This window comes from Solwaraspora sp. WMMD791, assembly GCF_029581195.1.
Lineage (GTDB): Bacteria > Actinomycetota > Actinomycetes > Mycobacteriales > Micromonosporaceae > Micromonospora_E.
Genome location: NZ_CP120737.1, coordinates 720,821 through 746,916 on the forward strand (window position 1 = coordinate 720,821; position 26,096 = coordinate 746,916).

A 26,096-nucleotide genomic window follows, 5' to 3' on the forward strand; every position below is an offset into this window, starting at 1 on the left:
GGAACCGCCATGAAGAAGACCGAAGCCGAACTTCTGGAACACCAGTGGGACGTCGAGAACATGGAGGTCGACCCCGAGGTCCTGGCGAAGTACGTCCGGTACGACGTCGACGAGCAGCGATCGGTCGCCACCATCACCTTCGACCGTCCCGAGCGGCTCAACGCCATTCCGGTGGCCGCCTTCGAGCGCGTCGGCGACCTGGTCCGCGAGGCCGAGACCGACGACCGGGTCAAGGTCATCGTGTTCAAGGGCGAAGGCGAACACTTCGGCACCGGCGCCGACGCCGCCGAACTCGGGCACTACATCGGCTACCGAACCGGTACGGACTCCGCGTCACGACGGCGGCCGGCGCAGCGGCAGCGCATCCTGCCCGACCGCAACGTGCTCAGCTCCGGATTCACCCGCCCGATCATCGAGTCGCTCAAGGCGACCATCTGCCAGGTGCAGGGGTACTGCTACGGCGGCCACTTCCAGATCGCGCTGTCGGCGGACATCGTCATCGCCAGCCCCGACGCCCGGTTCACCCATCCGGCGTTCCGCTACCTCGGTCCCGCCCCGCAGGACATGTACCACTGGATCGAGAAGGTCGGCCTGACCACGATGAAGGACGTCATGCTGACCATGCGGGCCATCGGCGCCGAGGAGGGTGAACGCAAAGGCCTGGTCACCAAGGTGGTCGAACGTGACGAGCTGCAGCGTTGGGTCGACGACTACGCCGACGCGATCGCGGTCATGCCGCTGGACTCGCTGATGATGGGCAAGTCGATGATGCAGCTGGTCATGGAGGCCCGGGGCAAGGGCCTCGGCGCGATGACCGGCTGGGTCGGGCATGGCTGGGCGACCAACGTCAGCTTCGACGAAGGGGACTGGAACTTCCTCAAGGAGCGCCGGGAGAAGGGCATCGGCCAGGCGCTGGCCGACCGCGACCGGCTGGTCGCACCGTACTTCCGGCTCAGCGGCACCCGGTCACGCGAGAAGTAGGGCGCGGTCGTGAAGTTCGGCATCCTCCTCGATCACCAGTACGAGCTCGGCGACGATCTGCAGCGGCGGATCGGGGAGACGATCGAGTACGTCCAGCACATCCGCGACCTCGGCTACGACTCGGTGTTCGGCATCCACCACTATCTGTCGTCGCTGGCCACACCGCAGCCGATGCCGCTGCTGAGCCGGCTCGTCGAACATTCCGGCAGTATGCAGATCGGTACCGGCATCCTCATCCTGCCCCTCGGACATCCGGTGCACTGGGCCGAGGAGATCGCCACGATCGACCAGATGTCCGGCGGCCGGTTCGTCCTGGGCATCGGCTCCGGCTACCGCGACGCCGAGTTCTCCTCCTTCGGTGTCGACCGGCGTACCCGGGTGTCACGGATGAACGAGGCGTTGGCGGTGATGCAGCAGTTGTGGACCGGTGAGCCCGTCCACCACGAGGGACGGCACTTCACCCTGGACGGGGTGCGGTGCAGCGTACTGCCGCGACAGCGGCCGCACCCGCCGGTCTGGGTCGGCGCCAACGGCCCGACCGGCATCGCCCGGATCGCCCGTCAGGGCCTGCCGTGGCTCGCCCCGTCCAACGTGCGTCGCAACTGGGCCGTCGGAAACCTGACCGAATACCGGCAGCTGCGCACGGCGGCCGGCTTCAGCGAGCAGGACGCGGTGTTCCCGATCCACCGGGACCTGTGCGTCGCGGACTCCGCCGACGCCGCGCACGCGATCGCCGGCGACGCGGTCCGCCGGTCCTACGGCGAGTACGTCCAGTACGGCATGGACTTCTTCGAGTCCCAGTGGGAGGCGATCAAGGAGAAGGCGCTCTTCTTCGGCTCTCCCGACGACATCGCCGCGAAGATCTCCGATTTCGCCGCCGCCGGCTTCAACCACTTCGTCTTCCGCGCCCAGTGGCTCGGCTTGCCGATCGAGCGGTCCGTCGAGATCGTCGAACGGTTCGCCCGCGAGGTCATGCCGAGGTTCCGGCGATGAGGATCGGCCACGTGATCGTTCCGGCCGGGGAGCTGGCCGCCCAGGTCGATTTCTACACCCGGCTCGGGCTGACGGTGCGGTTCCGCGACGGCGACCGGTACGTCGCGCTCACCGACGGGACGGTGACCATCGGCCTGGCCGACGGATCACAGCAGCCCGTCGCCGGCCGCACCCTGCTCAGCATCGAAGTCGACGACCTCGACCGCTGCGTCGCCGAGTTGGCTGCGGCCGGCGCGTCCGTCGGGGAGCCTGTGCCGGGCCCGCATGAGCGGCGGTCGGTGGTCGTCGACCCGGGCGGCGTCCCGGTCGTCGTCTACGAACGACGGGCCTGACCCGACTACCGCGACCGGGGGCCGGGGCGACACCCCACACCGTCGAGGAAGTCCAGCAGGGTGTCCGCGACCACGGATGCCTGGAAGGTGGCCAGATGATCGGCGCCGGGCACGCTCTCCAACCGGACCGGGTAGCCGCGCTCGTGCAGCAGGGCCGCGAAGTCCGTCGCGATGAACGGCGGCACCAGGGCGTCGGCGTCGCCGTGCACGATCAGGGTGTCGATCCGCTTGCCACGACCGCCGAGGTACGTCTCGGTGGCCGCCCGGGCGTACAGCTCGGGGTTCTCCTCGGCGGTGGCACCCATTATCGTCCAGGCATACTCACCAACCAGCGTCAGGTCGTAGATTCCGGACAGGCCGACCCACCCGTCGACCCGGGCCCGCGGGTGCCGGCACTGCGGTGTGCGGAACTCGGCGGCACCGAACGCGGCGAGTGAGCTGAGGTGGGCCCCCGCCGAGTGTCCGACCAGGACCACCGGTCCGGGGCGGTACCCGGCGCGGCGGACCGCCGCGACCGAGGCGTCCACCGCGCAGGTGATGTCCTGGGCCGGCACCGGGAACCGGGCAGCCTCGGTGCCCACCCGGTAGGTGATGTTGCTGACCGCCATGCCGTCGGCGGGTCTGCTTCCACCCCGGGCAGGTACTCCCAGGTCGTGGCGTCGGCGCTGGTCGTCGCTGTGGGCCAGATGTCGGCCCGCGCTGGCGCGGCGGGCAGCATCGGCATGGCCAGCGCGAGGACGAGCCCGACGGCGGCGCGGGTACGCCGAGATCGAAGGCGAAGTGACACTGTCGACTCCTCACGGTAGGAAGAGGTCCACCCTCGCGTCCGCGGGCCGGTCGAGGAAGACGGTGTGGATACTGGTGCTGCGAGTACCACGCTGAGCCCGGTGGACAGGAGGGATCCGTGCCCGAGTCGCAGGGCCGTACCAGCGCGAGCCAGCGCCGGGCGCTGGCGGAGTTCCTTCGCGCACGTCGGGCCGGGCTCAGCCCCGCCGATCTGGGCCTGGCCGAAGGCGGCCCCCGACGTGCCGCAGGACTCCGCCGCGAGGAGGTCGCCGTCGTCGCGGGGGTCAGCGTCACCTGGTACACCTGGTTGGAACAGGCCCGCCCGATCAACCCGTCGGAGGACGTACTGCGGGCGCTGGCCCGGACGCTGCGGCTGGGTCCGGACGAGACCGCGCACCTGCTCGCCCTCGCCGGCCCGACACCGCGCGCGCCGGCTCCCGCCGAGCCCTCACCGGCGCTGCAGGATCTCGTCGACGGACAGCATCCCGCTCCCGCCATCCTGACCGACCGCAGATGGGACCTGATCGCCTGGAACCACGCGGCCGAGGCACTCTGGCGGTACTCCACCGTCCCGGCGGACGAACCCAACGTCGCGGTGTTGACGTTCCACCCGGTCATCCGGGCCCGGCTGGTCAACTGGTCCGCCCACGCGAGGCGGGTGGTCGCCGAGGTCCGCGCCGACAGCGCCGGGCTCACCGACGATCCACGCTTCGCCCTGGTCCTCGACCGGCTGCGCGCCCACCCCGAGGTGGACCGGTGGTGGTCCGCCGCTGAGGTGCGTAGCCGGGTGGGCGCCAGCAAAGTGTTCGACCATCCTCAGGCCGGGCTCCTGCGCCTCGAGGAGGTGGTGCTGCGGCCGGCCGGCGCACCCGACCTCCAACTGACGGTCCTCGTCCCGGTCCGTGGCAGCGACACCGCGCAACGGATCGGTACGCTGCTGTGACCGCCCTCCGTCGGCTGGTCCGCGCCGAGTCCGGGCCCGCTGGCCCCGGCGGCGAGGCAGTGCCGACCGGTGCAATCTGGTGAGGTGAACGCCGAGGAACCCGCCGACGACCTTCGACCTCCCCGTGCCCAGGTCGGCTCCAGCCCGCAGCATCTGCTGGCGACCCTGCTCGGTGAGTATCTCGACTCCGCGGACGCCGACCTGCCGTCGACGGCGGTCATCGCGATCCTGGGCGAGTTCGGAGTCAGCGAACCAAGTGCCCGTGCGGCGCTGTCCCGGCTGGTCAAGCGCGGTCTGATCGCGACCCGGGGGCGCGGTCGGCCGCCGGTCTACCACCTCACGCCCGCCGCGATCGCCCGGCACCGCCAGCGGATGCGGCACTTCCTGAACTTCGGTGCCCAGCCACCGCGGTGGACCGGTGAGTGGGTGCTGGTGTCGTACTCGATCCCGAGTTCCGGGCAGGCCGCGCGGCACGCGGTCCGCCGATCGTTGAGCGCGCTGCGCTTCGTAGGTCTGTACGACAGCGCCTGGATCCGGCCGGGAACCGACGTGGCGCCGGTGCGGCAGGTGCTGAACGAGCTGCTGCACCAGGTGGCGGGTGCCCGCTGGTCGGTCATGCACGTTCGGTTCGACGAGGAGGCCGGACCGCACGGCCCGGCCAGCGCCTACGACCTGACCGGACTTTCCGCCGCGTACGCCCGCTTCATCGCGCGGTACGGGCCGTTGCGGACCGCCGTACGCAACGGGGAGGTGGACGCTGCCGGGGCGCTGGTGGCCCGGACCTCGGCCATGGATTCCTGGCGGTGGTTCCCGGACACCGACCCGGACCTGCCGGCTCACCTGTTACCACAGCCCTGGCCCCGGCAGCAGGCCAGGGACATCTTCCTGGACATCCACTGCGCGCTCGGTGCGCTTGCGCAGGCCCGCCTCGTCGAGGTGGCGACACCGTACTGGCCGGACGCCGCCGCGTGGATCACCCACTTCCAGGCGTCGCCTGATCCCACATGCCCCGAACCGACCGGTGGCGCACGGGCCGCCCCGCCTTCGTCAGGTTGACCGCGACCGTGGCCGGTCAGGGCAGACAATCCATTGACACATTTCGTTGCGACGGTAATAGTAACTGCACAGCTCCCATCGGAGCGCTGTGGGGACCGAGGCCGGGCGGTCCACGCGCCCGTCGCGACACCCGCTGGAGGGCACATGCGAAGAAGATCGATGATCTGCGCCGGCCTGGTCGCCGTCGTGGTCCCGGCCACCGCGGTGATCGTGGCGCTCGGCGCGCCACCGGCCAGCGCCGCGATCGGTGGCTCCGGTCCCTATCCCGCCGACTACGAGACCGCGGCCAGCCTGGCCAACCACACCATCTTCCGACCTCAGACCCTGCCGGCCGAGCGCCTTCCGATCCTTGCCTGGGGCAACGGCGGCTGCTCGGCCAACGGCCTGTCGCAGGGCAACTTCCTCCGCGAGATCGCCTCCCACGGCTTCCTCGCCATCGCCAACGGCGCGCCGAACGGGTCCGGCTCCACCACTTCGCAGATGCTCACCCAGTCCATCGACTGGGCCGTAGCGGAGAACTCCCGACCGGGCAGCAAGTACTACAACAAGCTCGACACGACCAGGGTCGCCGTGGCCGGCTTCTCCTGCGGTGGCCTGGAGGCCTACGCCGTCTCGAACGACCCGCGCGTCACCACGACCGGCATCTTCAGCAGCGGACTGTTGAACGACGCCGACGACTACCAGCTCAGGAGACTGACCAAGCCGATCGCCTACTTCATCGGTGGGCCCAGCGACATCGCGTACCCGAACGCCATCGACGACTGGGGCAAACTGCCGGCCGGGCTGCCCGCCTTCATGGGCAACCTGAACGTCGGGCACGGCGGCACCTACGACCAGCCCAACGGCGGCGAGTTCGGTCGGGTGGCGGTGCTCTACCTCAAGTGGCGGCTGAAGGGCGACACCGCCGCCGGTGCCAACTTCGTCGGCACCGACTGCGGGCTGTGCCGCAGCCAGTGGAGCGTTCAGCAGAAGAACCTGACGCTCGACGGCGACCCGCCGCCGACCACCCCGCCGCCGACCAGCCCGCCGCCGACCACCCCGCCACCGACCACCCCGCCACCCGGCGGGACGCCGGCGTGCACCGCCGCCTACACGGTGCAGGACCAGTGGAACAGCGGGTTCGTCGCGACGGTCACCGTGACCGCCGCCAGCACCCCGCTGACCAGTTGGCGGGTCACGCTCAACCTGCCGAGTGGAGCGTCGGTCAGTTCGATGTGGAACGGCGTCGCCAGCGGCACCAGCGGCACGGTCACCGTCACGAACCAGAGCTACAACGGTCGGCTGGCCGCCGGCCAGAGCACCAGTTTCGGATTCCAGGGCACCGGAAACGGCAGCGGCGCCACCGCCACCTGCACCGGAAACTGACTCCCGGCAACCTGAGTGTCCCACCGTCGCGTCGCGTCGGGCCGGTGTCGGGGCACCGGCCCGACACGGCTGCGCCGCTCATGGTGCAGCCCGGTCGTAGGACCAATGGCCCGGCCCGGCTGTGACCTTCGCCAGCGGCGGCCGGCGCAATCCTGTCGGAGAGTAGCCCTGTCAGTGACAGTACGGTGGCGCCGGCGATGACCAGCCGCGCCACCGTCGGGTGGCGACCACGGGAGTTCGACAGTGGGCAAGCAGAGCCGGGACAGGGCGCGCGCGCTGCGCGAGGCGCAGGCCGCGATCGCCGCACAGCGCGGTCGCAGGCGGCGGTGGGCGTACTCGGTCGGCGGTGTCGTGATCGCCGCGCTGGTCGTCGCGATCGCGGTGGCGGTCGTCGACGCGATGGGCCGGGAGCCGGGCCGCGTCGCGGCGGGTGCAGATGCCTCGCAGCGGCCGTCGTCGGCCACCGCGGCCGGTTCGCTGACCATCGGAGACCCGATGGCCGAGGTGGAACTCGAGGTCTTCCTCGACTACATGTGCCCCTTCTGCGGTCGGTTCGAACGGGCCAACGGCGACGACGTCGCCCGGCTGGTCGCCCAGGGCACCGTTCGCCTGCAGTTGTACCCGCTGTCGTTCCTCGACGAGGCGTCCGCCGGCGGCGAATACTCCACCCGGGCCGCGAACGCGGTGGCGACCGTCGCGGACCGGGCACCCGACCAACTGCTCGCGTTCCACCAGGCGCTGTTCGAGCAGCAGCCCGCCGAGGGCACCGAAGGACTGTCCGACGACGCCATCGCCACGCTGGCCCGGGACGCCGGCGTCCCGGATGCCGTCGTGGCCACCTTCGACGACCGACGGTTCGAATCGTGGATCGCCGCGGCCACCGAGCAGGCTTTCGCCAGCGGTATCTCCGGCACTCCGACCGTGCGCATCGACGGCACCACGTTCACCGGCGACCTGTACACCGCCGGACCGCTGACCCGGGCCCTCACCGCGGCCGCGGCGGGGCCGCAGTGACCGCGACGCTGACCCGGCTGCGTGCGGTACGGCACTCCAACGGCTGGATCTACGGCACGATGCTGTTCTCGGCGTGCCTGAGCCTGCTCGCCTCGTTCGTGCTGTCGGTCGACGCGGTGCGCCTGGCCGCCGACCCGGCCGCGAACCTCACCTGCAACATCAACGCGGTGTTGAGCTGCGGCACGGTGGGCGGCTCCTGGCAGGCACAACTGTTCGGCTTCCCGAACGCCTTTCTCGGGCTGGTCGCGGAACCGGTGGTGATCACCATCTCGGTCGCCGCGCTGGGCGGGGTCCGGTTCCCCCGGTGGTTCATGTTCGCGGCACAGGTCGTCTACACCCTGGGAGTGATCTTCGCCTACTGGCTGTTCTACCAGTCGATGTTCGTCATTGGCGCGCTCTGCCCGTGGTGCCTGCTGGTGACCGTCTCCACCACCCTGGTGTTCGCCACCCTGACCCACGTCAACATCCGCGACGGCAATCTCTTCCTGCCACCGCGCCCGCACCGCTCGGCCCGGCAGTTCGTCGACGCCGACCTGGACGTCATCGTGGTGACGATCTGGATGCTGGTGCTGATCCTGGCCGTGGTGTCGAAGTACGGTGCCGCGCTGCTGTCCTGACCACGTTCACCGCTGCGGGTCGTCGGCGCGGGGCCGGGCACCGGCGACGAACCGGTCCAGCGCCGGCCCGTGCAGCACACGGCCCGGTACGGGGTCCCGTGACGTCCGGGCCGCCAGGAGCGCCACCGGCAGCCGGTCCGGGCGCCGCGTCGCGGCGAGCACCACGTTGCCGTACCGCCGACCGCGCAGCATCCGCCGGTCGGCGACGACGCAGACGTCGGCGAAGACCGTCCGCAGGGTGGCCACCTGCACCCGGGTGCCGACCAGCGGCGGCAGGTCGGTGACGTTGACCAGGTAGATTCCGTCCTGTCGTAGCACCCGGGCCACCTCGGTGGCGAAACCGATCGTGGCGACGTGCGGTGGCATCCGCGCTGCCTGGTAGATGTCGGCGAGCACCAGGTCGTAGCAGTCGGCGGGCGCGGCGGTGACCGCCGCCCGTGCGTCGGCCACGTGGACCTCGACGCCGGCCGGTCGGGGCGGCAGGTCCCGGTCCACCAGCGCGACCACCGCCGGATCCCGTTCCACCACCACCTGCGTCGATCCCGGCCGGGTCGCGGCGAGGTAGCGGGGCAGCGTCAGCGCGCCGCCGCCGAGGTGCAGTACGTCCAGCCGGGTGCCGGCGGGCGCGGCGAGATCGGCTACGGCGGCCATCCGACGGACGTACTCGAAGTGCAGGTACGTGGGGTCGGCGACATCCACGTACGACTGGTCTACTCCGCCGGCGAGCAGCGTACGCCCGGTGGGCCGGGCCGGGTCGGCGGCCAGCTCGAGCTGGTCGTCCGGTGTCCGCATGACCAGCAGGCTAGCTTTCCCGGCCGGACTCAGGTGGTCGTCCATGCGCGTTACTGTGCCAGCGCCAGCCGTCGTGTCGACTGCGGGGCGGTGCCGGTGACCGTCGGGTACTCGTCGGTGAAGCTGGGGCAGTCCGGCTCGGCGTGCCGCTGGGTCAGCATGCTGTGTCCGACCAGGGTGAGCATCGGCTGCGAGGCGTACGTTCCTCGATCGAGTACGATATGGACGGACTTTCGGCCCGAGCGTGGTGGCGAACGTCGACAACAGCTCGGCCTGGGACGCGTAGGGGCGAGGCTGGACGTCGATGCCACCCGTGGCATCGGAGCCGCACCTCACTGGATGGCCAGAATTGAGGCCGAGCCGCAGTTACGCCCCCAGTTGAGTGGAAAACCAGACCGGCCACTCCAACTACTCCGACTCGCCTGAAACGGCCAAATGGCAACCTTTCCGGAGATGGTCGAACCGCCTGCGGCAAAGTAGTGGTAGTCGATTCTTCCCAGGCATTGACATCGATTGTTCGTCCCGGCAGGCTTTGTGAAGCTGATCATGTGGCACCTTGTCGCCCCCCGTCGCTCCCGTTGCCCCCGTCGAATCGGAGATTTGATGCGCGTCGCCCTTGTCACCACGACTCAGCATGGTCACCTGAACCCCTATGTTCCGGTGGTCAATGCGCTCCGAGCTGCCGGCGGTGAGGTGACGCTGCTGCTGTTGTCGGCGGACGGCGGCGAGCTCGACCAGCAGCGTCGCCGCGCTGTCGGCACAGCGCACGTCCAGCTGATCGGGCAGGTCGAGATGGCACCGTGGAGTGGTGATCCGGCGAAGATCGGCCCGATGCTGCAGGCGTCGCCGGTGGCCGGTCAGACGGCTGACGCGATCGAAACGACCGCCCCGGACTTCGTGCTCCTCGATTCGCTGCCGGTCACGGCGTCGGCCATGGTCGGCGCGCAGCGCTCCGGTGTGCCGTACGGGATGATCTGGGCCAACCTGGGCGGGGTGTGCCCGCGCGAGCACCGACGGGGTCGCTGGCCGTACGACGAGCAGGTCGGCGACTATCTGACCCGGCACGGGGTGGCGTGGTCGACCCGGACCCATTCGGCGCGGTCGCCGATTCTCAATCTGATGCCGACGATTCCCGCGCTCGTCGGCGACGACGCGGTCACCGACGACGGCGTACAGCTCGTCGGCCTGCCCGGTGCGGCCGGGATCCGTGGCGACGAGGTCACCTTCGCGGAGCTGGACCGGCTCGACCCGGACCGTCCCGTGGTGTACGTCTCCTTCGGCACGATCTTCTACCGGCGGCCGGACCTGCTGCGCACGGTGATCACCGGAGCGGCGGCGACCGGTGCGCAGGTGATCGCTGCCGTCGGGGACCTGGCCGCTGAGCTCGCCCTGCCGGACGACGTGCTCACCGCCCCGTACCTGCCGCAACGTGAGGTGCTCGAGCGCGCCGACGTGTTCGTCACCCACGGTGGGTACAACTCCGTGGCGGAGTCGATCCGGGCGGCGACGCCGATGCTGGTGATCCCGCTGGCGGTGGATCAGCCGATCCAGGCGTACTTCGTGGCCAGCGCGGGCTTCGGGACGGCGCTGGAGCCGGCCGACGTGACCGCGCGGGCGGTCGCGGACGCGGTCGGCGATCTGCTTGATCCCGCCCGGCACTACCGGGCCCGGCTGCGCGCCGCGCAGCCGCAGTGCGGCGATTCCGCCGTACGCACGGCGGAGTTGGTCCTCGGCACGGTCGAAGCGCTACAGCGAAGGGAGGAGCAGTGACGATCGAACTGCAGCGGCCGGTGGTCGACCCGATCGTCGTCGACGACCGCGAGCGTATGTCGTTCCGGGTGGATCGTCGTGCCTACACCGACGACGACCTGGCCGCGCTCGAAACGGCCAGGATCTTCGATCGCTGTTGGCTGTACGTCGGGCACGAATCGGAGGTTCCGGGTCCGGGCTCCTACGTGGCTCGCGATGTCGGCGGGCGTCCGGTGGTGATGGCGCGCGGTTCCGACGGACTGATCCGGGTGTTCGCCAACAGCTGCACCCACCGGGGGGCACTGATCTGTTCGCAGTCGGCGGGGCAGACAAGATCGTTCCGGTGCCCGTATCACGACTGGACTTTTTCCAACGAGGGTGACCTGGTCGGGGTCCCGATCCCGGACGGGTACGGGCCCGGTTTCCGCAAAGCGGACTTCGGTCTGGCACAGCATCGCAGTGACAGTTACCGCGGTTTCGTGTTCGTCACCTTCGATCAGCGGCAGCCGCTCACCTTGACCGAATACCTGGCGGGTGCGGCCGAGTACCTCGACCTTCTCGACGACCAGTCCGAGGTCGGAATGGAGGTGATCCAAGGTGCGCAACTGCACGGGGCGCGGGCCAACTGGAAGCTCATGATGGAGAACAGCGTCGACATCTACCATTTCCGGGCCCTGCACAAGCGGTACGTCGGCTACATGGAGTCGCTCGGGTCGGTGCCACCACGACGACGAGGCGGTTTCGGCCGCGCCCTCGGCCTTGGACATGGCGCCAACGAGCTGCCGCCGGCGGCAGCCCGCCCGCTCGCGTACTGGACGCCGATGTTCAGTCCCGAGGTCCGGCCACGGATCGAGGCGACGGCCGCCCGGTTCGTCGACCGGTTCGGCGCCCAACGCGCCGAACGCATCACCAGCACCAACCGGGCGGTGCTGATCTTTCCCAACCTGATGATCATCGACGCGATCGCCATCACGATCCGCAAGATCGATCCGGTCGGCGCCGGCCGGATGGCCATCACCTCGGTCGCCCTGGCCCCGAAGGACGAGGATCCGCAGATCAGGGAACTCCGTAAGAGCCACTACCTGACGTTCCTCGGCCCTGCCGGCTTCGCCACCCCCGACGACATCGAGATCATCGAATCCTGCCAGCGAGGCTATCTCAACCGTACGGTCCGCTACTCGGACCTGTCCCGAGGCATGAACAAGGCGGTCCCGGAGACGACCGACGAGCTCCCCGCCCGCGAGTTCTGGCGGCAGTGGGACCGGCTGATGCACGGCGACGCCGGGCACCTCGAGATCGCTCACCCGGCCGAGACGCAAGGGGCGTGACCACAGTGACCACCGAGCTGACGGTCGACGACACGGTCCAGATGCGGATGTGGCATCGGGTGAGCCAGTTCCTCTTCCGCGAGGCGCGGCTGCTCGACGAGTGGCGCCTGCGCGAGTGGTACGACGAGATGCTCACCGACGACGTCCGCTACCGCGTGCCGGCCACCGACGTACGGGGCGGGCCGGTCGACGCGCTCGCGCTCGTCGACGACGACGCCGCCCGACTGCGCCAGCGGATCGAACAACTCCTCAACGGTGAGGTGTGGTGCGAGAATCCCCGGTCCCGCACGAACCGGATCATCAGCAACGTGGAGATCCTGACCGACCAGGGCAGCCACCTCGAGGTGACGGCGAACCTCGTCGTGTACCGGTTCGGGCACGGGCGATCGGACGCCTACGTCGGAAAGTACCGGTCCGAACTCGTCGTCGAGGAGGAGTCCTTCCGGATCCGCCGACGGCTCGTGGTGCTCGACCACGAGACGTTGTACGACCACGGCAAGCTCAGCATCATCCTGTGACCGTCCGGTGACGACGGTCGGGGCCGGCGGTACCCGGCCCGGCCGCCGTCGTCCGGGCCTACACCGAGGAGCTGATCGATGAACCAGCCGTCCGCCCGACGCGAGCGGGGCGAGGCCATGTTCCATCAGGTATTCGGCCGCGAACCGCGCCCAGGTTCCTATCCGGAGTTCCTGCAGATCACCGTCGACCACTTGTTCGGCGAGATCTGGACCCGCCCGCACCTGAGCGTCGAGGAGCGTGAACTGGTCGCGCTGACCGCGGTCACCCTGGCACGGACCGACTGGGAGTTGCGTGGACACATCGGCGCTGCCCTGCACCTCGGGATGACGCGGGAGAAGATCGTCGAAGTCATCATCCAACTCGCCTACTACGGCGGCTGGCCGGTCGCCAACAACGGCCTGCGCGTCGCCCAGGAGGTCTTCGCCGAGTTGGACGGCGCCACCGACAGGGACGCCGACCATGACCAATGAACCGTCCCCCCTCGACCCGGCGGAGAAGGTCGACCTGTGGCGCCAGCGGTTCTTCGAAGCCCAGGCCGCCGCCGAGGAGTTCATCCTGGCCGAGTACGGCGACGACGGGTTGGCGGCGTGGATCCAGGCGAACTCCCGCATCACCGCCGACCTGCTGCAATCGCAACGGCCCGCCGGGGTGTCCGCCACCGATCACTTCATGATCCGGCTGCATCGTCAGCTGCAGCTGTACGACTCGGCGGTGACCAGCGAGCCCGAGCCCTCGGGCATCGTTCTGCGCAACGCCGACTGTGGAATCCTGCGCTACCGCAAGCGGGCCGCCCGCGCCGGCGTCGTCCTGACGTTCTCGTCACCGTGCCCGTACTGCCAGCAGCTCAACACCGCGATCGCCGCCCGGTACGTGGAACCGGAGGTGACGGTGTCGTGCGAACAGGCCGGTGACGGATGCACCTGGCGGGCGGAGTCCCCGAACTCCCCGGGTCAGGGGGAGGACGGCCCGGCCGGGTCACCGCACCGGGGCCGGACCGGTGCCTGAACCACCGGCAGCACGGTGCGGCCGGCCGCCGGTGACCGGCGTGCGTCGAGCGTCATGCCGACCTGCCGGCCCACGGCCACACACAGGTCGACCGCGGCGGTGCGGGTCAGGTCCGCATGCTCGTTCTGGGTGAAGCACGCCGACGCCACGTTCCTGTTCCGCAGCCGTAGGTACCACGGGAACAACGAGCCCAGTGCCGGCTCGGTCAGCATCGTGCGCGAGTGCACGATCGTCCCCACCAGCAGGTTGCCGAACGGGCGGTGCTCGGCGTTCATGAAGCTCTTCAACCGCTCCTGGAAGATCTTCAGCACCGCCGGCACGTTCCCCGCGTACACCGGCATGGCGAGCAGCATCGCCTGCGCACCTGCGGCGAGCTCCACGACCTGCTCGAAGTCGTCGTCGAGCGTGCACCGGCCCACCTCGGGATCCAGGCAGGTGTCCTCGCCCTCGCACATGGCGATGCGGTGGTCGATCAACCGGATGCGCTGGATCCGCGCGTCGCGCACCTCCCGGACGACGCCGGTGACCGCCGCCTCGAGCAGCGCGTCGGTCAGCGACGGAAGCCGCTTCTGTGTGCAGGACAAGGCGACGATCTTCACACCAGTGACCTCCTCAGCTCGGCGAGCGGACGGTGCGCGCCGCCGCACGCCGTGGCCAGCAGGTCGACGTACCCGGTCATCCAGCGGCGGGCGGTGCCGTCGGCGAGCCGGTCCACCGGGTACTCCAGATAGCCGTCGATCCCGCCCGGGCCGGGCACCAGGGCGATCACCAGCACCGACCGGGCCGCACCGGTCGGCAGGTCGTGGACCCGTACGGTCAGCCCGGGCAGTGCGACGTCCGTGTCGAGAGTGTTCTGGAACGCGAAGCTCACCCCCATCGCGCTCGGCGCGGAGCCGGCTGCCGGCACGGGAACCTGCCGGTAGATCCAGGCCGTGGGCAGCAGGTTGTCGATGCCGGCGAACAGGCCGTCGGCGGCCTGACCGACCAGTTGGGCGAACGTCACGGCGGCGGCCGTACGGATCCGCACCGGCAACGCCGTCGCCAGCACCGTGACGGTGTCCTCGTACGCCTGTGGTGACCGGTTGGCGTACGGCATCGACAGGGTGACGTCGGGCTGCCCGCTGAGCCGGGCGAGCAGGAGCGCCAACGCTGCCGCGGTCACCGCGGTCACCGTGACGCCCCGCTCGCGGGCGAGCGCCTCGACGGCGAGTCGCACCGGCCGGGGGATCTCGAACCGGCAGGTGGCGGCCTGCCCACTCGGCTGTCGCGGTGCGGGGCGGTCGAACGGCAGCTCCAGCGCCAGCGGCCCGTCGCCGAGGTGCTCGGCCCAGTAGGCGAGCCGTCGACGCCGGGTCGACTCGTCCCACTGGCCCTGCTGCCAACGTGCGTAGTCGGTGCACTGGGCGGTGGCGGGTGGGCCGAAGTCCGGCGAGCCGTGGTCGCGCGCGGTGCGGTACCCGACCGCCAGCTCGCGCAGCAGCACGGTGACCGCCCGGCCGTCGCAGGCGACGTGGTGCAGGACCAGGACCAGCCAGGACTCGCCCGGCGCGAGCCGGATCAGGGTGTACCGTACCGGTGCCTCGTGCGCCAACGTGAACGCCGACGCCACCAACTCCTGGCAGACCGCCCCGGCCCGGCACCGCGCCGTGTCCGGCGCCAGCGCGGTCAGCTCCACGACGGGCAGCGGAACCGACCGGTGGGCGAGGATCCGCTGGGTCCAGATACCGCCGTCGCAGGTCAGCCGGGTGCGTAGCGCGTGGTGCCGGGCGACGAGGCCGTCGAGTGCGGCGTCCAGCGCGGCGACATCGAGGTCACCGAGCAACTCCACCCGCAGCCCGACGTTCCAGCTGGCGGGGTGCGCGCTGCGCCCGGCGACCTCCATCACCCGCTCCTGCTGGGCCGACAGCGGCGCCCGCGTCACCTCGCGTTCGTCCGCCGGTGCGGCGAGCCAGCGCAACAGCTCGCCTTTGTACGACCGCAGCGCGGTGACCAGCTCCGCACCCATCGCGGCGGCCGGGGCGTCGTAGTGCAGGACGTCGCCGGTGCCGGTGAGCCGCACGTCGTGTACGGCGAGGTACTCCAGCAGTTCGTCGAAGGTCACAGCGCGCCCCGTACCCGGTGGGTGGAGTCGTCGTCGACGGCGGCACGTACGAGGGCCGGCAGCGCGGCCGTGACGGTGCCGCGAAGTCGGCCGACCATCGCGGCGATGGTCGGCGCGCGGAAGAACTCCAACGCCGGATAGTCCACCGCCATGGCCTCGCGTACCCGGTTGAGCAGGCGCATCGCGTTGATCGAGTGTCCGCCGAGGGTGAAGAAGGACACCTCGTGGTCGATGCGGCGGGGATCCTGGTCGAGCTCGGCGGCCCACAGCGCCCGTACCGTCTCGGCCAGCGCGTCACCGGCCGGTTCGCCTGCGGCTGCCGGCGGGGCTGGCGGCGGTGGTGTCGGCTGCGGCGTCAGTGGCGCGGGCATGCCGGTGCGGATCGTCGGTTCCGGCAGCCCGGCGTGGTCGACCTTGTTGTTGCCGGTCTGCGGCAGCGCGGACAGTACCGCCCATGTCCGGGGAATCAGCACGTCGGGCAGTTGGCGGGCCAGCGCGGCGACGAGCCGGTCGGCCAACCCGTCGTGAGCCACGCCCGGCGCGGGCACGACGTACCCGGCGAGGTATGCCTCGTCGTGCCGGTCCCGCCGGGCCACCACGACGCCGTCGGCCACCAGGTCCAGCCCGCGCAGCACCGCCGACGTCTCGCCTGGTTCGACCCGGTTCCCCCTGATCTTGACCTGGTCGTCGGTGCGTCCGAGGAACACCAGCGCTCCATCGGCGGTCCACCGCACCAGGTCACCGGTGCGGTAGCAGCGGGAACCGGGGCCGCCAGCCGGGTCGTCGACGAACCGCTGCGCGGTCAGTTCGGGCCGGTTCAGGTAGCCGCGACCCACCCCGGCGCCGCCGATGAACAGCTCACCGACGGCACCGACCGGGGCCAGGTTGCCCCACTCGTCGCGGACCTCGACGCGGACGTTGTCCAATGGCCGGCCGATCGGAATCGGTCCGTCGGCCCCGGCCGACGCCTGCGCCACCACCTCGGACGTGGCGATGACCGTCGTCTCGGTCGGTCCGTACACGTTGCGCACGACGTACGGCACCCCGGGCTGTGGGCGTACCCGCAGCTGCTGGCCGCCGACGGTGAGGTGGCGCAGCCGGGGCTGGGCCGCGACGGGCAGCGAGAGCAGGCCTTCCCCGATCGGCGTGGGCAGCATCGCGACGCTGACCCCGGCGGTACGTAGCCAGCGCGCCAGCGCCATCGAGTCCAGCCGTACGGCGTCGTCGGCGATCGTCAGGCTCGCGCCGACCTGCAGCATCGGCCAGATCTCCAGCATCGAGGCGTCGAAGCTCTGCCCACACACCACGGCGCCACGGTCGTCGGCGGTCAGCGCCAGCTCGTCGCGGTACCACCGGCACAGGTTCGACACGCCGCGGTGAGTGATCACCACCCCCTTGGGCCGGCCGGTCGAGCCGGAGGTGTACATGAGATAGCAGGCCGCGTCCGGATCGTCCGCCACGCGGCCAGGGTCGCCGTACCCGTCGCCGGATTCGTCGACCCGCAGCAGGTGCACCCCGTCGGGCAGGTCCGGTGCCGCGTCAGCTCCGGTGGCCAGCACCACCCGGACGGCGCTGTCCGAGACCATGAAGCGCACCTGCCGGCCGTCGAGGGACGGATCCAACGGCAGGTACGCGGCACCGGCGCGCAGCACCGCCAGGGCGGCCACGATGAACTCCGGCGACCGGGGCAGCCACAGCGCCACGATGTCGCCCACGGCGACGCCGTGCCGGGCCAGCCGGTGCGCCAGCACGCTGGCCTGCTCGTCGAGTTGCCGGTAGGTCAGCACTGTGCCGCCGCCGATCACCGCGACCGCCTGTGGGGTGCGGACCGCCCACTGCCGCACCGCGTCGTGCACGCCGCCGGGCGGCAGGTCGCGGTGCCGTCCTACGCTCCGGGTAGCCAGGAAGTCCCGGTCGGTGTCGAGGACGCCGGCCAGCACCGAGATCCGCGCGTCGGGCTGCTCGACGGCGGCGGCCAGGGTCGCGACCAGGTACGACAGCAGTCGTTCGGCGCTGTCCGCCGCGAACACGTCGGTGCTGTACTCCAGCCGGCAGTCGATGCCGTCGGGGTGGTTGGTGACGTAGAGCGCCAGGTCGGTCACCGCCCGTTCGGCCCGGTGTGCCAGGGTGCGGGCGGTCACCTGGGGCAGGTCGAGCGGGAGCGGGTCGCCGCTGTTGTCGAACTCCACGATGGTCTGGAAGACCGGGGTCCGGCTGGGGTCACGGTCCGGGCTCACCGCACCGACGACGGCGTCGAACGGTACGTGGGCGTGGCTGTACGCGTCCAGGGCGGTGTCGCGGACCTGCGTGAGCAGGTCGGCGAAGGTCGGATCGCCGGACAGGTCCAGTCGCAGGGCGACCGTGTTGAGGAAGAACCCGACCACGTTCTCGGCACCGGAGGGCCGGACCGACACCGGCGTCCCCACGATCAGCTGGTCGCTGCGGGTGAACCGGCGCAGGGTGGCCGCGTACCCGGCGAGCATCGTCATGAACAGGGTGCTCCGGTGTGCGCCGCTGAGCCGGCTCAGCAGCCCGGACAGGCGCGGGTCGAGCCGGCGGCGGACCGACGCGCCGGCGCCGGACCGTACCGGCGGTCGCGGCCGGTCGGTCGGCAGGTCCAGCACCGGCAGCTCCCCGGCCAGCCGCTCCCGCCAGTAGGCCAGGCCGGCCTGCTCGTCGCGTGGACCGCCGTCGGCGTCCGCTTCCCGACGGGCCAGGTCCAGGCAGTCCACGGTGAGTTCCGGCAGCTCGGCGGGTCGGCCGTCGAGCGCGGCCCGGTACGACGCGGACAGGTCCCGGGCAAGCACCGTCATCGAGGCCGCGTCGACCACGATGTGGTGCAGCGACAGCACGAGCACGTGCCGCTCGGGCGACCAGCGCAGCAACCGGGTCACCAGCAGCGGGCCACGGGCGAGGTCGAACACCCGGCGGACCTCGTCGGCCAGCACCTGACGGACGGCCTCGTCCTCGTCACGGCCGTTGTGTTCCTCGACGGTGAGCTCCACCACGCCCGAGCCACGCACGACCTGGACCGGTTCGCCGTCGCGTTGCGGGAACACGGTACGCAGCGCCGGATGCCGGGCCACCAGCTGGTCCAGTGCGGCCCGCAGCGCCGGCACGTCCAGTGGCCCGTCGAGCCGTACGGCGATGGGCTCGTTGTAGGTGCCCTGGCCCGGATGCAACCGTTCGAGGAACCACATCCGCGCCTGCCCGCGTGACACCGGCCCGGACCGGTCCGGGAGGACATCGCGGGCGGCCGGGGCGGCACGGGCCGCCGCCTGGCCGACCGAGATCTGGTAGCTGGCGCGTAGCCGGTCCAGATACGGCAGGCCCGCCCGTACCTGTTCGGGGGAGGCACCGAAGTCGACCAACGCGGCCACCTCGTCGACCCCGGCGGCGGTCAGCGCCTCGATCAGCCGGGCGCCGTCGTCCGGCGAACCGATCAGCGCCCGCGCCTCGCAGTACCGGTCGTAGGCGCGCCGGAACACGTAGTCCAGGTCGTCGGCGTCGGCGTTGTCGAGGTCCACCCGGAGTCCGAGGCTGTTGGTCAGCTGCCCGAACAGCGACAACGAGGACCGCAGGTACGCCTGCAACGGCGCGAACGCCTCGGCCCGCGCTCGGGCCGAGTCCGCACCGAGGTAGGTGTGCACGAGGACGACCACCCGGCCACCGTCCGGGTCGAGCCCGTGCGCGGCGCGGGTCTTACGGTAGCGCCGGATGTTGTCGGCCAGCTGCTCCACCGACTGGCTCATCAGGTTGGTGACCACGCCGAGGTCGTGTTCGGCGGCCCGCTGGTACGACTCCGGGTTGCCCACCACGGCGACGAACATCGGCGGCGTCGCCTGCACGGGGCGGGGCAGGGTGCGGACCTCGACCGGTTCGCCGGTGCCGCTGCGGCGTTCGACCGCCTCCCCGCGCCACAGTCGGCGTACCTGGTCGAGGTGGCGGTACATCACGTCGCGGTGGGTGCCGAAGTGCTCGGGCGCGAGGACGAAGTCGCCCGCGTGCCAGCCGGGCGCGCAGCCGATACCGACCCGGCCACCGGAGAGCCGGTCGACCATCGCCCATTCCTCGGTGACCCGGATCGGATCGTGCAGCGGCAGGACCACCGATCCGGCGTGCAACCGGATCCGACTCGTCTCGCGGGCCAGCGCCGCGGCCAGCACCACCGGGTTGGGGAACACCCCACCGAAGGAGTGGAAGTGACGCTCGGGTATCCACAGCGCGTGGAATCCGTGCTGGTCGGCGAAGCGGGCCGTGTCGACGATCAGCTCGTACGGGTCGGCGGCCTCCGAGCCCGGCGGATAGTCCCCGAAGAAGTACACACTGAAGTCCGGTGCCCGGAGCGCGGTACCACTCGCCGATTCGGGGCCGCCCGCCGCGACGACACTCGTCGTCGGTTCGGTTCGCGCCGTCGGCCCGGGTAGGGAGGTGCCTGCCGATCTCGGCGCGGGTACGGCGGCACCGGGCGGGCGGGGGAGCAGCCCGTCGGCGCGCATCTGACGCAGCGAGTCGCGCACCGCCTCGATCACCGTGTCGACGTCGTCGTCGGTGTGCGCGGTGGAGAGGAAGAAGTTGCGCCACTCCCAGACGTACACGCCCTTGAGCAGCAGGTGGTGGTAGAGAAGCTCGAGGTCGGCGTGGTGTTCGAAGCGGAACTGCGAGCCGACGTGGCCGAGCCGCAGCGGGTACTCCTCCTCGGTGAAGAAGGAGTTCAGTGTGTTGACGAGCCGGTCGGTCCGGGCGTTGAGCTCCTGCTGCAGTCGTGGGCTGTGCGCGGTCAACCGGGTCAGCACCGCGCGGGCGGCGGCCATGGACACCGGGTGCTGGATGTAGGTGCCGCCGAAGAAGGTCGTCTCCCGCTGCGGTCGGCTGTCGTCGCCGTAGCGCCAGAAGCCGCCGTCGACGCCGTCCATGATGTCGGCGCGTCCGGCGATCGCCCCGATCGGGAAGCCGCCACCGAGCAGCTTGCCGTACGTGGCGAGGTCCGGCGTCACGCCGAACAGGCCCTGGGCGCCACGCGGATGGGGTCGGAACCCGGTCAGCATCTCGTCGAACATCAGCACGATGCCGTACCGCTGGGTGATGTCGCGGAGTCGGCGCAGGAACTCCGTCGGCTGCAGCGACGGGTGCCGGCTCTGCACCGGCTCGACCACGACGGCGGCGAGCCGTTCGCCGAGCGCCTCGATCACCTGCAGGCTCTCCGGTACGCCGTAGTCGAGCACGACCAGGTCCGCGACGGCACTGGCCGGGATGCCGGTGCTGACCGCGACAGTGCTCCGGTCCGCTCCGGTCCCGACCGAGCGGCCGAGCACGTTGTCGGCATGCCCGTGGTACGACCCGTGGAACGTGACGATCGTGTCGCGTCCGGTGGCGGCCCTGGCGAGTCGGATCGCGGCCGAGTTGGCCTCGGTGCCGGAGTTGGCGAACGCCACGCGCGGCATCCCGGTCAGCTCGCTCAACAGCCGCGCGGCCTCACCCGTGTCGACGCTGCGGGGTCCGAGCTGGATCCCCCGGGACAGGTGTTCGCGGACCGCGTCGGCGACGAAGTCCGGCTCGTGGCCGAACAGGAGTACCCCGAAGCCCATCGTGATGTCGATGTACCGGTTGCCGTCCACGTCCTCCAGCCACGCGCCCTTGGCGCGCTGGCCGGCGATCGGGTACAGCATCTCCTTCGTGGCGCTGCGGAAGCCGACCACCGCCCGGCTGTCGGCCAGCACACCGCGGTAGCGCTGGGCGATCTCCTTGGACCGCCGGGTCTTTGCCACGAACCGTTGCCGCAGGTCGTCGAGGTGGGCCTGAGCGCGGTCGCCGGCGAGGGCCCCGACCTGACCGGCGTCGTGCGCCACGACCACCCTGGGCCCGTGCACGTCGACGCTGGGCGCCGCCGCCTGTCGCGGTGGTGGTGCCGGTGGCGACGTCGGTGCCGGTGGGTCAGCCGCAGCTGGTTCGGCGGCCGGGGCCCGACGGGACAGGATCAGGCGGGACAGCTTGCCCGCGGTGTCGGCTTCCTCGAACAGTTCGCGCATGGCGAGCCGGATACCGAACTCGCCCTCGAACTCCCGCAGCGCGTTGATCATGGCGAGTGAGTCGGCACCCATCTCGACGAACGGGCGGTCGACGACGATGTCGTCCGACGCGCAGCCGAGGTGCCGGGCAATGATCTCGCGTACCCGCTCGACCACCGGCGCGAGGTCCGGCGCGGTCGGTCCGTCGGAGATCGCGGAGCCAGCGTCGCGGGCGGTGTCAGTGTCGACCATCGACCCTCCAGGTTCGGTTCGTGCCAGCGGCGGTCCGGTCCAGTGGATCCGTCGCTGGAACGGGTAGGCGGGCAGCGGTATCCTGCGTGCGCGCCCGGCGCCGAGCAGCGCTTCCCAGTCCAGGTCGACCCCGTGTGCGTACAGCTGGGCGCAGCTGTCGAGGTGCTGGTCGAGCTCCGCGCCCCGGCGCTGCGCGGCGAGCACCGGCGATCCGGGCAGGGCGCGGCGCAGCAACCCGACCAGGCCCGGATGCGGCCCGACCTCCAGCACCGGCACACCGGTCGGTGCCCCAGGGTCCGACCCGTCGGCTGCCGCGGCGGCGACCGCGGCCGTGACCAGGTCGAACCGGACCGGTAGCCGGGTCTGCCGCACCAGGTACGCCGGATCCGGCCGGTGCCCCACCGGCAGCACGGCTCCGTCCACGCTGCTGACCAGCGGCGTCTGCAAGGGTCGCCACCCGACCGCCTCAGCCGCCTCACCCAGCCGGTGCAGGATCGGGTCGAGCAGCGCCGAGTGGAAGGCGCGGTCGACGGCGAGTCGCTGCCAGCGCCACCCGAGGCGGTCCAGCAGCGTGCACGCGGCGTCGATCGCCTCGACCGGCCCGGCGACGACCTGCTGCTCGGGCGCGTTGGTCGCGGCCAGGTCGAGCCGTCCATCGGTGGCGAGCAGTTCGTCGACCGCGGCACGGCTGGCGAAGACCGCGACCATCCCCCCGGGCGCGGTGTGCTCGCGCATCAACCGTCCGCGCAACCCGGTCAGCCGCAGGCCGTCCTCGACCGACAGCGCACCGGCCGCCGCCAGGGCAGCGTACTCGCCGATGCTGTGGCCGGCGACGAGCCGCGGCGCCACCCCGAGCGTGTGCCACAGCCGGGTCAGCGCGGCCTGGAACGCGAACAGCGCCGGCTGCGCCACGTCGGCCGGCCAGATCCGGTCGTCGCCGTCGGCGGCGGTGGCGAGCAGTGGCGTCAGCACCGACGGCCCGCCGGTGCGGCGCTGGTACGCCTCGCAGGCGTCGAGCACCTCCCGTACCTGCGGGTACTTCCGGTAGAGCGGAGCTGCCATGCCGGCGTACGAGGTGCCCTGCCCGCCGTAGACCAGGACCGGGGCCACCGGGCCCGGTGCCGACCCGGCCGCCACCCGCGCCGGACGGTGCCGCTGCGGTGCGGCGAGGTGGTCGTCCAGCGCCTGTGCGAGCGCCGTCGGCGTCGCGCCGGTCACGACGAGCCGGTGCGGCAGGTGCGGCCGGCCGAGCGCGGCGGTGGTGGCGAGGTCGGCCGGATCGAGCTCGGGATCGGCCAGCAGGTGGTCGCGCAGCCGCCGGGCGAGTGTGTGCAGGCTGTCCGGGTGGTGCGCCGACAGCGGCACCGCCACCGGTTCTGCCGGTGGCGGTGGCGGTGTCCCTGCCGGTGGTGGTGCCTCCAGGATAAGGTGGACGTTGGTGCCGCCGACCGCCAGCGCGGTCACCCCCGCCCGACGCGGGCCTGGCAGGTCGGGCCAGTCACGCACTGCGGTCGGGATGACGAAGGGGCTGGCCGCCAGGTCCAACGCCGGGTTGGGGCGCTCGAACCCGACCAACGGCGGAATCTGCCCGTGCTGCAGCACCAGCACCGCCTTGATCAGGCCGGCCAGACCGGCGCAGGCGTCCAGGTGCCCGATGGCCGGCTTCGCCGAACCGATCGCGCAGTAGCCGGTCCGGTCGGTGTGCCGGCGGTAGGCCGAGGTCATGGCGTCGAACTCGATCGGGTCACCCTTGTAGGTGCCGGTGCCGTGGGCCTCCAGGTAGCCGATCGTCTCGGGGGAGACCCCGGCGACGTCGAACGCGCGCAGGATGGCGTCGCGCTGCCCGGCGGCGCTCGGTGCGGCGTAGCTGGTCTTCGTGGCACCGTCGTTGTTGACGCCGCCGCCCAGGATCACCGCGTGGATGGTGTCGCCGTCGGCGACCGCCCGGTCGTACCGCTTGAGCAGCACCGCCGCGACCCCGTTGCCGCCGACGGTGCCGTCGGACGACGCGTCGAACGCCCGACACCGGCCGGACCGCGACAGGATGGTGCCCTTTACGTGGCGGTAGCCCAGGATCTGCGGGGTGTGCACCGCCGAGGCGCCGGCCAGGGCCAGGTCGGCGTCGCCGGCGAGCAACGCCTGTCCGGCCAGGTGCACCGCCACCAGGGCCGTCGAGCAGCCACTCTGTACGGTGACCGCCGGACCGGTCAGGCCGAGCCGGTACGCGACCCGGGTGGCGGCGAAGTCGTTGAAGTTGCCCAGGGCCACCTGGAACGCCGGGCCGAAGTCACCGTCCCAGCGGGCGGTCGGCAGGTTGTTGCGCAGGTACGTGTTCAGCGGATACAGGTGGTATCCGACCCCGGCGAAGATGCCCACCCTCGCGTCGGGTCGCGCGCCCGCGTATCCGCCGTTCTCCAGCGCGTGGTAGCAGGTCTGCAGGAACAGCCGGTGCTGCGGATCGACGGTGCGCGCCTCCTGCGCGCTCATCCCGAAGAACTCCGCGTCGAACGAGTCGATGTCGTCGAGCACGCCGCTGACGGCGACGAAGTCCGGTGACTCACGCAGCTCGGCCGGCACCCCGGCGCTGGCCAGCTCGGTCGGGCTGAACCGCCGTACGCTGGTCACGCCGTCGCGGATGTTGCGCCAGTACGCCTGCGGCGTGTCCGCGCCAGGTAGCCGTAACGCCATACCGATGATGGCGATCCGTCGGTCGTCGGCGCCCCCGCGCGTCGGCATGCTCATGCCGGTGCCCGCCGGCGGGTCCACAGCACGGCCAGGAACGCCGTTGCCAACAGCACCGCCACTCCGTGGAACACGGTGACCACGGTCAACGGGCTGAGCCGCTCCAGCAGAAAGGAGCAGGCGACCATGCCGACGCCGAAGCCGAGGTTCTCCGCGGTGGCCGAGAACCCGAAGACGTACCCGCGCTGATCGTCCGGTGCGGCCTGGAGCCGGGTGGTGTAGGCGATCTCGGTGAAGCCGTCGGCGATGCCGGCGGCCAGGGCGGCCAGGGCGGCCAGCGGGAGCGGCGGCGCGGTGAAGGCGAGGATGAACGCCACCGACATGATCGCCGCGCCGGCGGCGAACGCGCGCTCGTTGATGGTCCGACCGGTGCGCCTGGCCCAGCGGGCGACCGCGCGTTGCGCGATGATGTTGCCGATCGCCCAGATGGCCCAGAACTGCGACATGAACGCGGCTGGATGCTGTGGGTCGAGCAGAGTGGACAGCACCGGTAGGCCGACGTTGTGCGAGGCCGAGCCGAACGCGTCGACGGCGCGCAGGCTGACCAGTGCGAGCAGGATCGGGGTCAGCCGAAGGTAGCGCAGGGCCGTCAGCTGCTCCGCGAGAAGCCCGGGCCGCTGCGGCGCGTCGGCCGGCCCGGACGCCGGTACGGATGGCTGGGGCGCGCCGGTGGTGGCCGCCGCCGGACGTACGCTGCGGGTGGTGATCGGCAGCCGCGCCAGGACCGCGGCCGAGAAGAGGAACGCCCCGGCGTCGATGAGGAACGCGCCGGTGTAGCCGACCGTGGAGACCAGTACGCCAGCCGAGGCGAACCCGGCGACCATCGCCAGCGACCGGCCGGTGGCGAGCAGCGCGTTGGCCCGCACCCGCTGGTCGTGGCCGACGATCTCGGGGATGCTGCTGCGCAGCGCGACGCTGGTGACGGTGGCGCCGGCACCGGTGACGACCGCGACGGCGTACAGCAGGCCGACCTGCGCGGTGGCCGGCGCGACGACCAGGACGACCAGGGCGACCGCCTGGGTGACGTCGGACGTCACCATGAGCCGTTTGCGGTCGAACCGGGAAGCCAGGCTACCGGCACCGAATCCGCTGAGGACACTGGTGCCCAGGCGTAGTGCAAGGAACAGGCCGGTCTGCAGCGCGCTGCCGGTCAGCGAGTACGCGAACAGACTGAGCGCGATCATGTCCAGGTAGGTGCCGTACGCCGAGACCGCGTTGCCGACCACCAGGAACCGGAAGTACCGCATCCCGGTGTCCGTCCGGACCGGATCGTGCTCCGTGACCGTCACGGGCGCCCGGCAGGTACGTCAGGTGCCGCCGACCTGTGTCGTGGGGGCCGGCCTGCAGAGCGGAGTGGGTGCGGCAAGCTGTGCCCCCCAAGGACGGTGGTCGCCGTTGGCGTGCGGTCACATGATGACTACCGCCCGTCAGGGTATGGGACGGCGTCGATCTGATCAAGAACCACTGTGGATGACGGCGGGACGGGCGGTGTCGTGGGTGGTCGTCGGCACCG

20 protein-coding genes are annotated in these 26,096 nt (G+C 71.3%); 13 read left to right on the top strand and 7 right to left on the bottom strand.

Annotated features, from left to right (window positions below):
- The first annotated feature begins 9 nt into the window (after positions 1 to 9).
- Genes O7623_RS03095 through O7623_RS03105 form a run of 3 tightly spaced genes read left to right on the top strand, consistent with a single transcriptional unit; the run spans position 10 to position 2,306 of the window.
- Positions 10 to 981: an enoyl-CoA hydratase/isomerase family protein gene (locus tag O7623_RS03095; protein WP_282227063.1), complete on the top strand. Its 972-nt coding sequence runs from the start codon at positions 10 to 12 to the stop codon at positions 979 to 981.
- Positions 982 to 990: 9 nt separating this feature from the next.
- Positions 991 to 1,974, top strand: coding sequence for an LLM class flavin-dependent oxidoreductase (locus O7623_RS03100; RefSeq protein WP_282227064.1), 984 nt, complete (start codon positions 991 to 993; stop codon positions 1,972 to 1,974).
- Positions 1,971 to 2,306, top strand: a complete 336-nt coding sequence (locus O7623_RS03105) for a VOC family protein (protein ID WP_282227065.1) — start codon at positions 1,971 to 1,973, stop codon at positions 2,304 to 2,306. The genes O7623_RS03100 and O7623_RS03105 overlap by 4 nt, the downstream gene beginning before the upstream one ends.
- Before the next feature lie 5 nt (positions 2,307 to 2,311).
- On the opposite strand, the gene O7623_RS03110 is transcribed toward O7623_RS03105, so the two are convergent.
- Positions 2,312 to 2,914: a prolyl oligopeptidase family serine peptidase gene (locus tag O7623_RS03110; protein WP_282227066.1), complete on the bottom strand. Its 603-nt coding sequence runs from the start codon at positions 2,912 to 2,914 to the stop codon at positions 2,312 to 2,314.
- Positions 2,915 to 3,210: 296 nt separating this feature from the next.
- Between O7623_RS03110 and O7623_RS03115 the strand changes: the two genes are divergently transcribed.
- The 5 genes from O7623_RS03115 (at position 3,211) to O7623_RS03135 (ending at position 8,087) form a co-directional block, all read left to right on the top strand.
- The gene (locus O7623_RS03115) at positions 3,211 to 4,035 is read left to right on the top strand and encodes a helix-turn-helix transcriptional regulator (protein ID WP_282227067.1); all 825 of its coding nucleotides are present in this window, start codon (positions 3,211 to 3,213) and stop codon (positions 4,033 to 4,035) included.
- Positions 4,036 to 4,119: 84 nt separating this feature from the next.
- Entirely contained in the window at positions 4,120 to 5,091 is a 972-nt protein-coding gene (locus O7623_RS03120; RefSeq protein WP_282227068.1) for a PaaX family transcriptional regulator C-terminal domain-containing protein, read from the top strand.
- A gap of 144 nt (positions 5,092 to 5,235) precedes the next feature.
- Positions 5,236 to 6,456: a cellulose binding domain-containing protein gene (locus O7623_RS03125; protein ID WP_282227069.1), complete on the top strand. Its 1,221-nt coding sequence runs from the start codon at positions 5,236 to 5,238 to the stop codon at positions 6,454 to 6,456.
- Between the two features lie 243 nt (positions 6,457 to 6,699).
- A complete protein-coding gene (locus tag O7623_RS03130; RefSeq protein WP_282227070.1) occupies positions 6,700 to 7,470 on the top strand; it encodes a thioredoxin domain-containing protein in 771 nt (256 codons plus the stop codon).
- Positions 7,467 to 8,087 carry a vitamin K epoxide reductase family protein gene (locus O7623_RS03135; RefSeq protein WP_282227071.1) on the top strand — a complete coding sequence of 207 codons (621 nt, stop codon included), beginning with the start codon at positions 7,467 to 7,469 and terminating at the stop codon, positions 8,085 to 8,087. Before O7623_RS03130 ends, O7623_RS03135 begins: the two co-directional genes overlap by 4 nt.
- A gap of 6 nt (positions 8,088 to 8,093) precedes the next feature.
- On the opposite strand, the gene O7623_RS03140 is transcribed toward O7623_RS03135, so the two are convergent.
- Together O7623_RS03140 and O7623_RS03145 are read right to left on the bottom strand one after the other, a co-directional pair.
- On the bottom strand, positions 8,094 to 8,879 hold the full coding sequence (locus tag O7623_RS03140) for a fused MFS/spermidine synthase (protein WP_282227072.1): 786 nt from the start codon (positions 8,877 to 8,879) through the stop codon (positions 8,094 to 8,096).
- Between the two features lie 50 nt (positions 8,880 to 8,929).
- A complete protein-coding gene (locus O7623_RS03145; protein ID WP_282227073.1) occupies positions 8,930 to 9,064 on the bottom strand; it encodes a hypothetical protein in 135 nt (44 codons plus the stop codon).
- Between the two features lie 475 nt (positions 9,065 to 9,539).
- Here O7623_RS03145 and O7623_RS03150 point away from each other — a divergent pair, with 475 nt between their 5' ends.
- From O7623_RS03150 to O7623_RS03170, 5 genes are all read left to right on the top strand, one after another.
- On the top strand, positions 9,540 to 10,649 hold the full coding sequence (locus O7623_RS03150) for a glycosyltransferase (RefSeq protein WP_282227074.1): 1,110 nt from the start codon (positions 9,540 to 9,542) through the stop codon (positions 10,647 to 10,649).
- Positions 10,646 to 11,956 carry an aromatic ring-hydroxylating dioxygenase subunit alpha gene (locus O7623_RS03155; protein WP_282227075.1) on the top strand — a complete coding sequence of 437 codons (1,311 nt, stop codon included), beginning with the start codon at positions 10,646 to 10,648 and terminating at the stop codon, positions 11,954 to 11,956. The genes O7623_RS03150 and O7623_RS03155 overlap by 4 nt, the downstream gene beginning before the upstream one ends.
- Positions 11,953 to 12,474, top strand: a complete 522-nt coding sequence (locus O7623_RS03160; protein ID WP_282227076.1) for an aromatic-ring-hydroxylating dioxygenase subunit beta — start codon at positions 11,953 to 11,955, stop codon at positions 12,472 to 12,474. The genes O7623_RS03155 and O7623_RS03160 overlap by 4 nt, the downstream gene beginning before the upstream one ends.
- Positions 12,475 to 12,552: 78 nt before the next feature.
- Positions 12,553 to 12,945 carry a carboxymuconolactone decarboxylase family protein gene (locus O7623_RS03165; protein WP_282227077.1) on the top strand — a complete coding sequence of 131 codons (393 nt, stop codon included), beginning with the start codon at positions 12,553 to 12,555 and terminating at the stop codon, positions 12,943 to 12,945.
- Complete coding sequence (locus O7623_RS03170; protein WP_282227078.1) at positions 12,935 to 13,480, top strand: hypothetical protein; 546 nt, start codon at positions 12,935 to 12,937, stop codon at positions 13,478 to 13,480. The genes O7623_RS03165 and O7623_RS03170 overlap by 11 nt, the downstream gene beginning before the upstream one ends.
- Here the strand turns inward: O7623_RS03170 and O7623_RS03175 are convergent.
- From O7623_RS03175 to O7623_RS03190, 4 genes are read right to left on the bottom strand one after another with little or no spacing between them, the layout of a single operon-like run.
- Positions 13,426 to 14,079, bottom strand: coding sequence for an NAD(P)H-dependent oxidoreductase (locus O7623_RS03175; RefSeq protein WP_282227079.1), 654 nt, complete (start codon positions 14,077 to 14,079; stop codon positions 13,426 to 13,428). The genes O7623_RS03170 and O7623_RS03175 overlap by 55 nt on opposite strands.
- Positions 14,076 to 15,581, bottom strand: a complete 1,506-nt coding sequence (locus O7623_RS03180; RefSeq protein WP_282227080.1) for a condensation domain-containing protein — start codon at positions 15,579 to 15,581, stop codon at positions 14,076 to 14,078. The genes O7623_RS03175 and O7623_RS03180 overlap by 4 nt, the downstream gene beginning before the upstream one ends.
- A complete protein-coding gene (locus O7623_RS03185) occupies positions 15,578 to 24,583 on the bottom strand; it encodes a MupA/Atu3671 family FMN-dependent luciferase-like monooxygenase (protein ID WP_282227081.1) in 9,006 nt (3,001 codons plus the stop codon). Before O7623_RS03185 ends, O7623_RS03180 begins: the two co-directional genes overlap by 4 nt.
- The gene (locus O7623_RS03190) at positions 24,580 to 25,830 is read right to left on the bottom strand and encodes an MFS transporter (protein ID WP_282227082.1); all 1,251 of its coding nucleotides are present in this window, start codon (positions 25,828 to 25,830) and stop codon (positions 24,580 to 24,582) included. The genes O7623_RS03185 and O7623_RS03190 overlap by 4 nt, the downstream gene beginning before the upstream one ends.
- Positions 25,831 to 26,096 lie beyond the last annotated feature (266 nt).

Bases quoted from the DNA above. Each gene is read 5' to 3' on its own strand.
- O7623_RS03110 (WP_282227066.1), bottom strand. From the start codon at position 2,914: ATGGCGGTCAGCAACATCACCTACCGGGTGGGCACCGAGGCTGCCCGG.
- O7623_RS03165 (WP_282227077.1), top strand. From the start codon at position 12,553: ATGAACCAGCCGTCCGCCCGACGCGAGCGGGGCGAGGCCATGTTCCAT.
- O7623_RS03105 (WP_282227065.1), top strand. From the start codon at position 1,971: ATGAGGATCGGCCACGTGATCGTTCCGGCCGGGGAGCTGGCCGCCCAG.
- O7623_RS03145 (WP_282227073.1), bottom strand. From the start codon at position 9,064: ATGCTCACCCTGGTCGGACACAGCATGCTGACCCAGCGGCACGCCGAG.
- O7623_RS03185 (WP_282227081.1), bottom strand. From the start codon at position 24,583: ATGAGCATGCCGACGCGCGGGGGCGCCGACGACCGACGGATCGCCATC.
- O7623_RS03095 (WP_282227063.1), top strand. From the start codon at position 10: ATGAAGAAGACCGAAGCCGAACTTCTGGAACACCAGTGGGACGTCGAG.
- O7623_RS03125 (WP_282227069.1), top strand. From the start codon at position 5,236: ATGCGAAGAAGATCGATGATCTGCGCCGGCCTGGTCGCCGTCGTGGTC.
- O7623_RS03170 (WP_282227078.1), top strand. From the start codon at position 12,935: ATGACCAATGAACCGTCCCCCCTCGACCCGGCGGAGAAGGTCGACCTG.
- O7623_RS03190 (WP_282227082.1), bottom strand. From the start codon at position 25,830: ATGCGGTACTTCCGGTTCCTGGTGGTCGGCAACGCGGTCTCGGCGTAC.
- O7623_RS03140 (WP_282227072.1), bottom strand. From the start codon at position 8,879: ATGCGGACACCGGACGACCAGCTCGAGCTGGCCGCCGACCCGGCCCGG.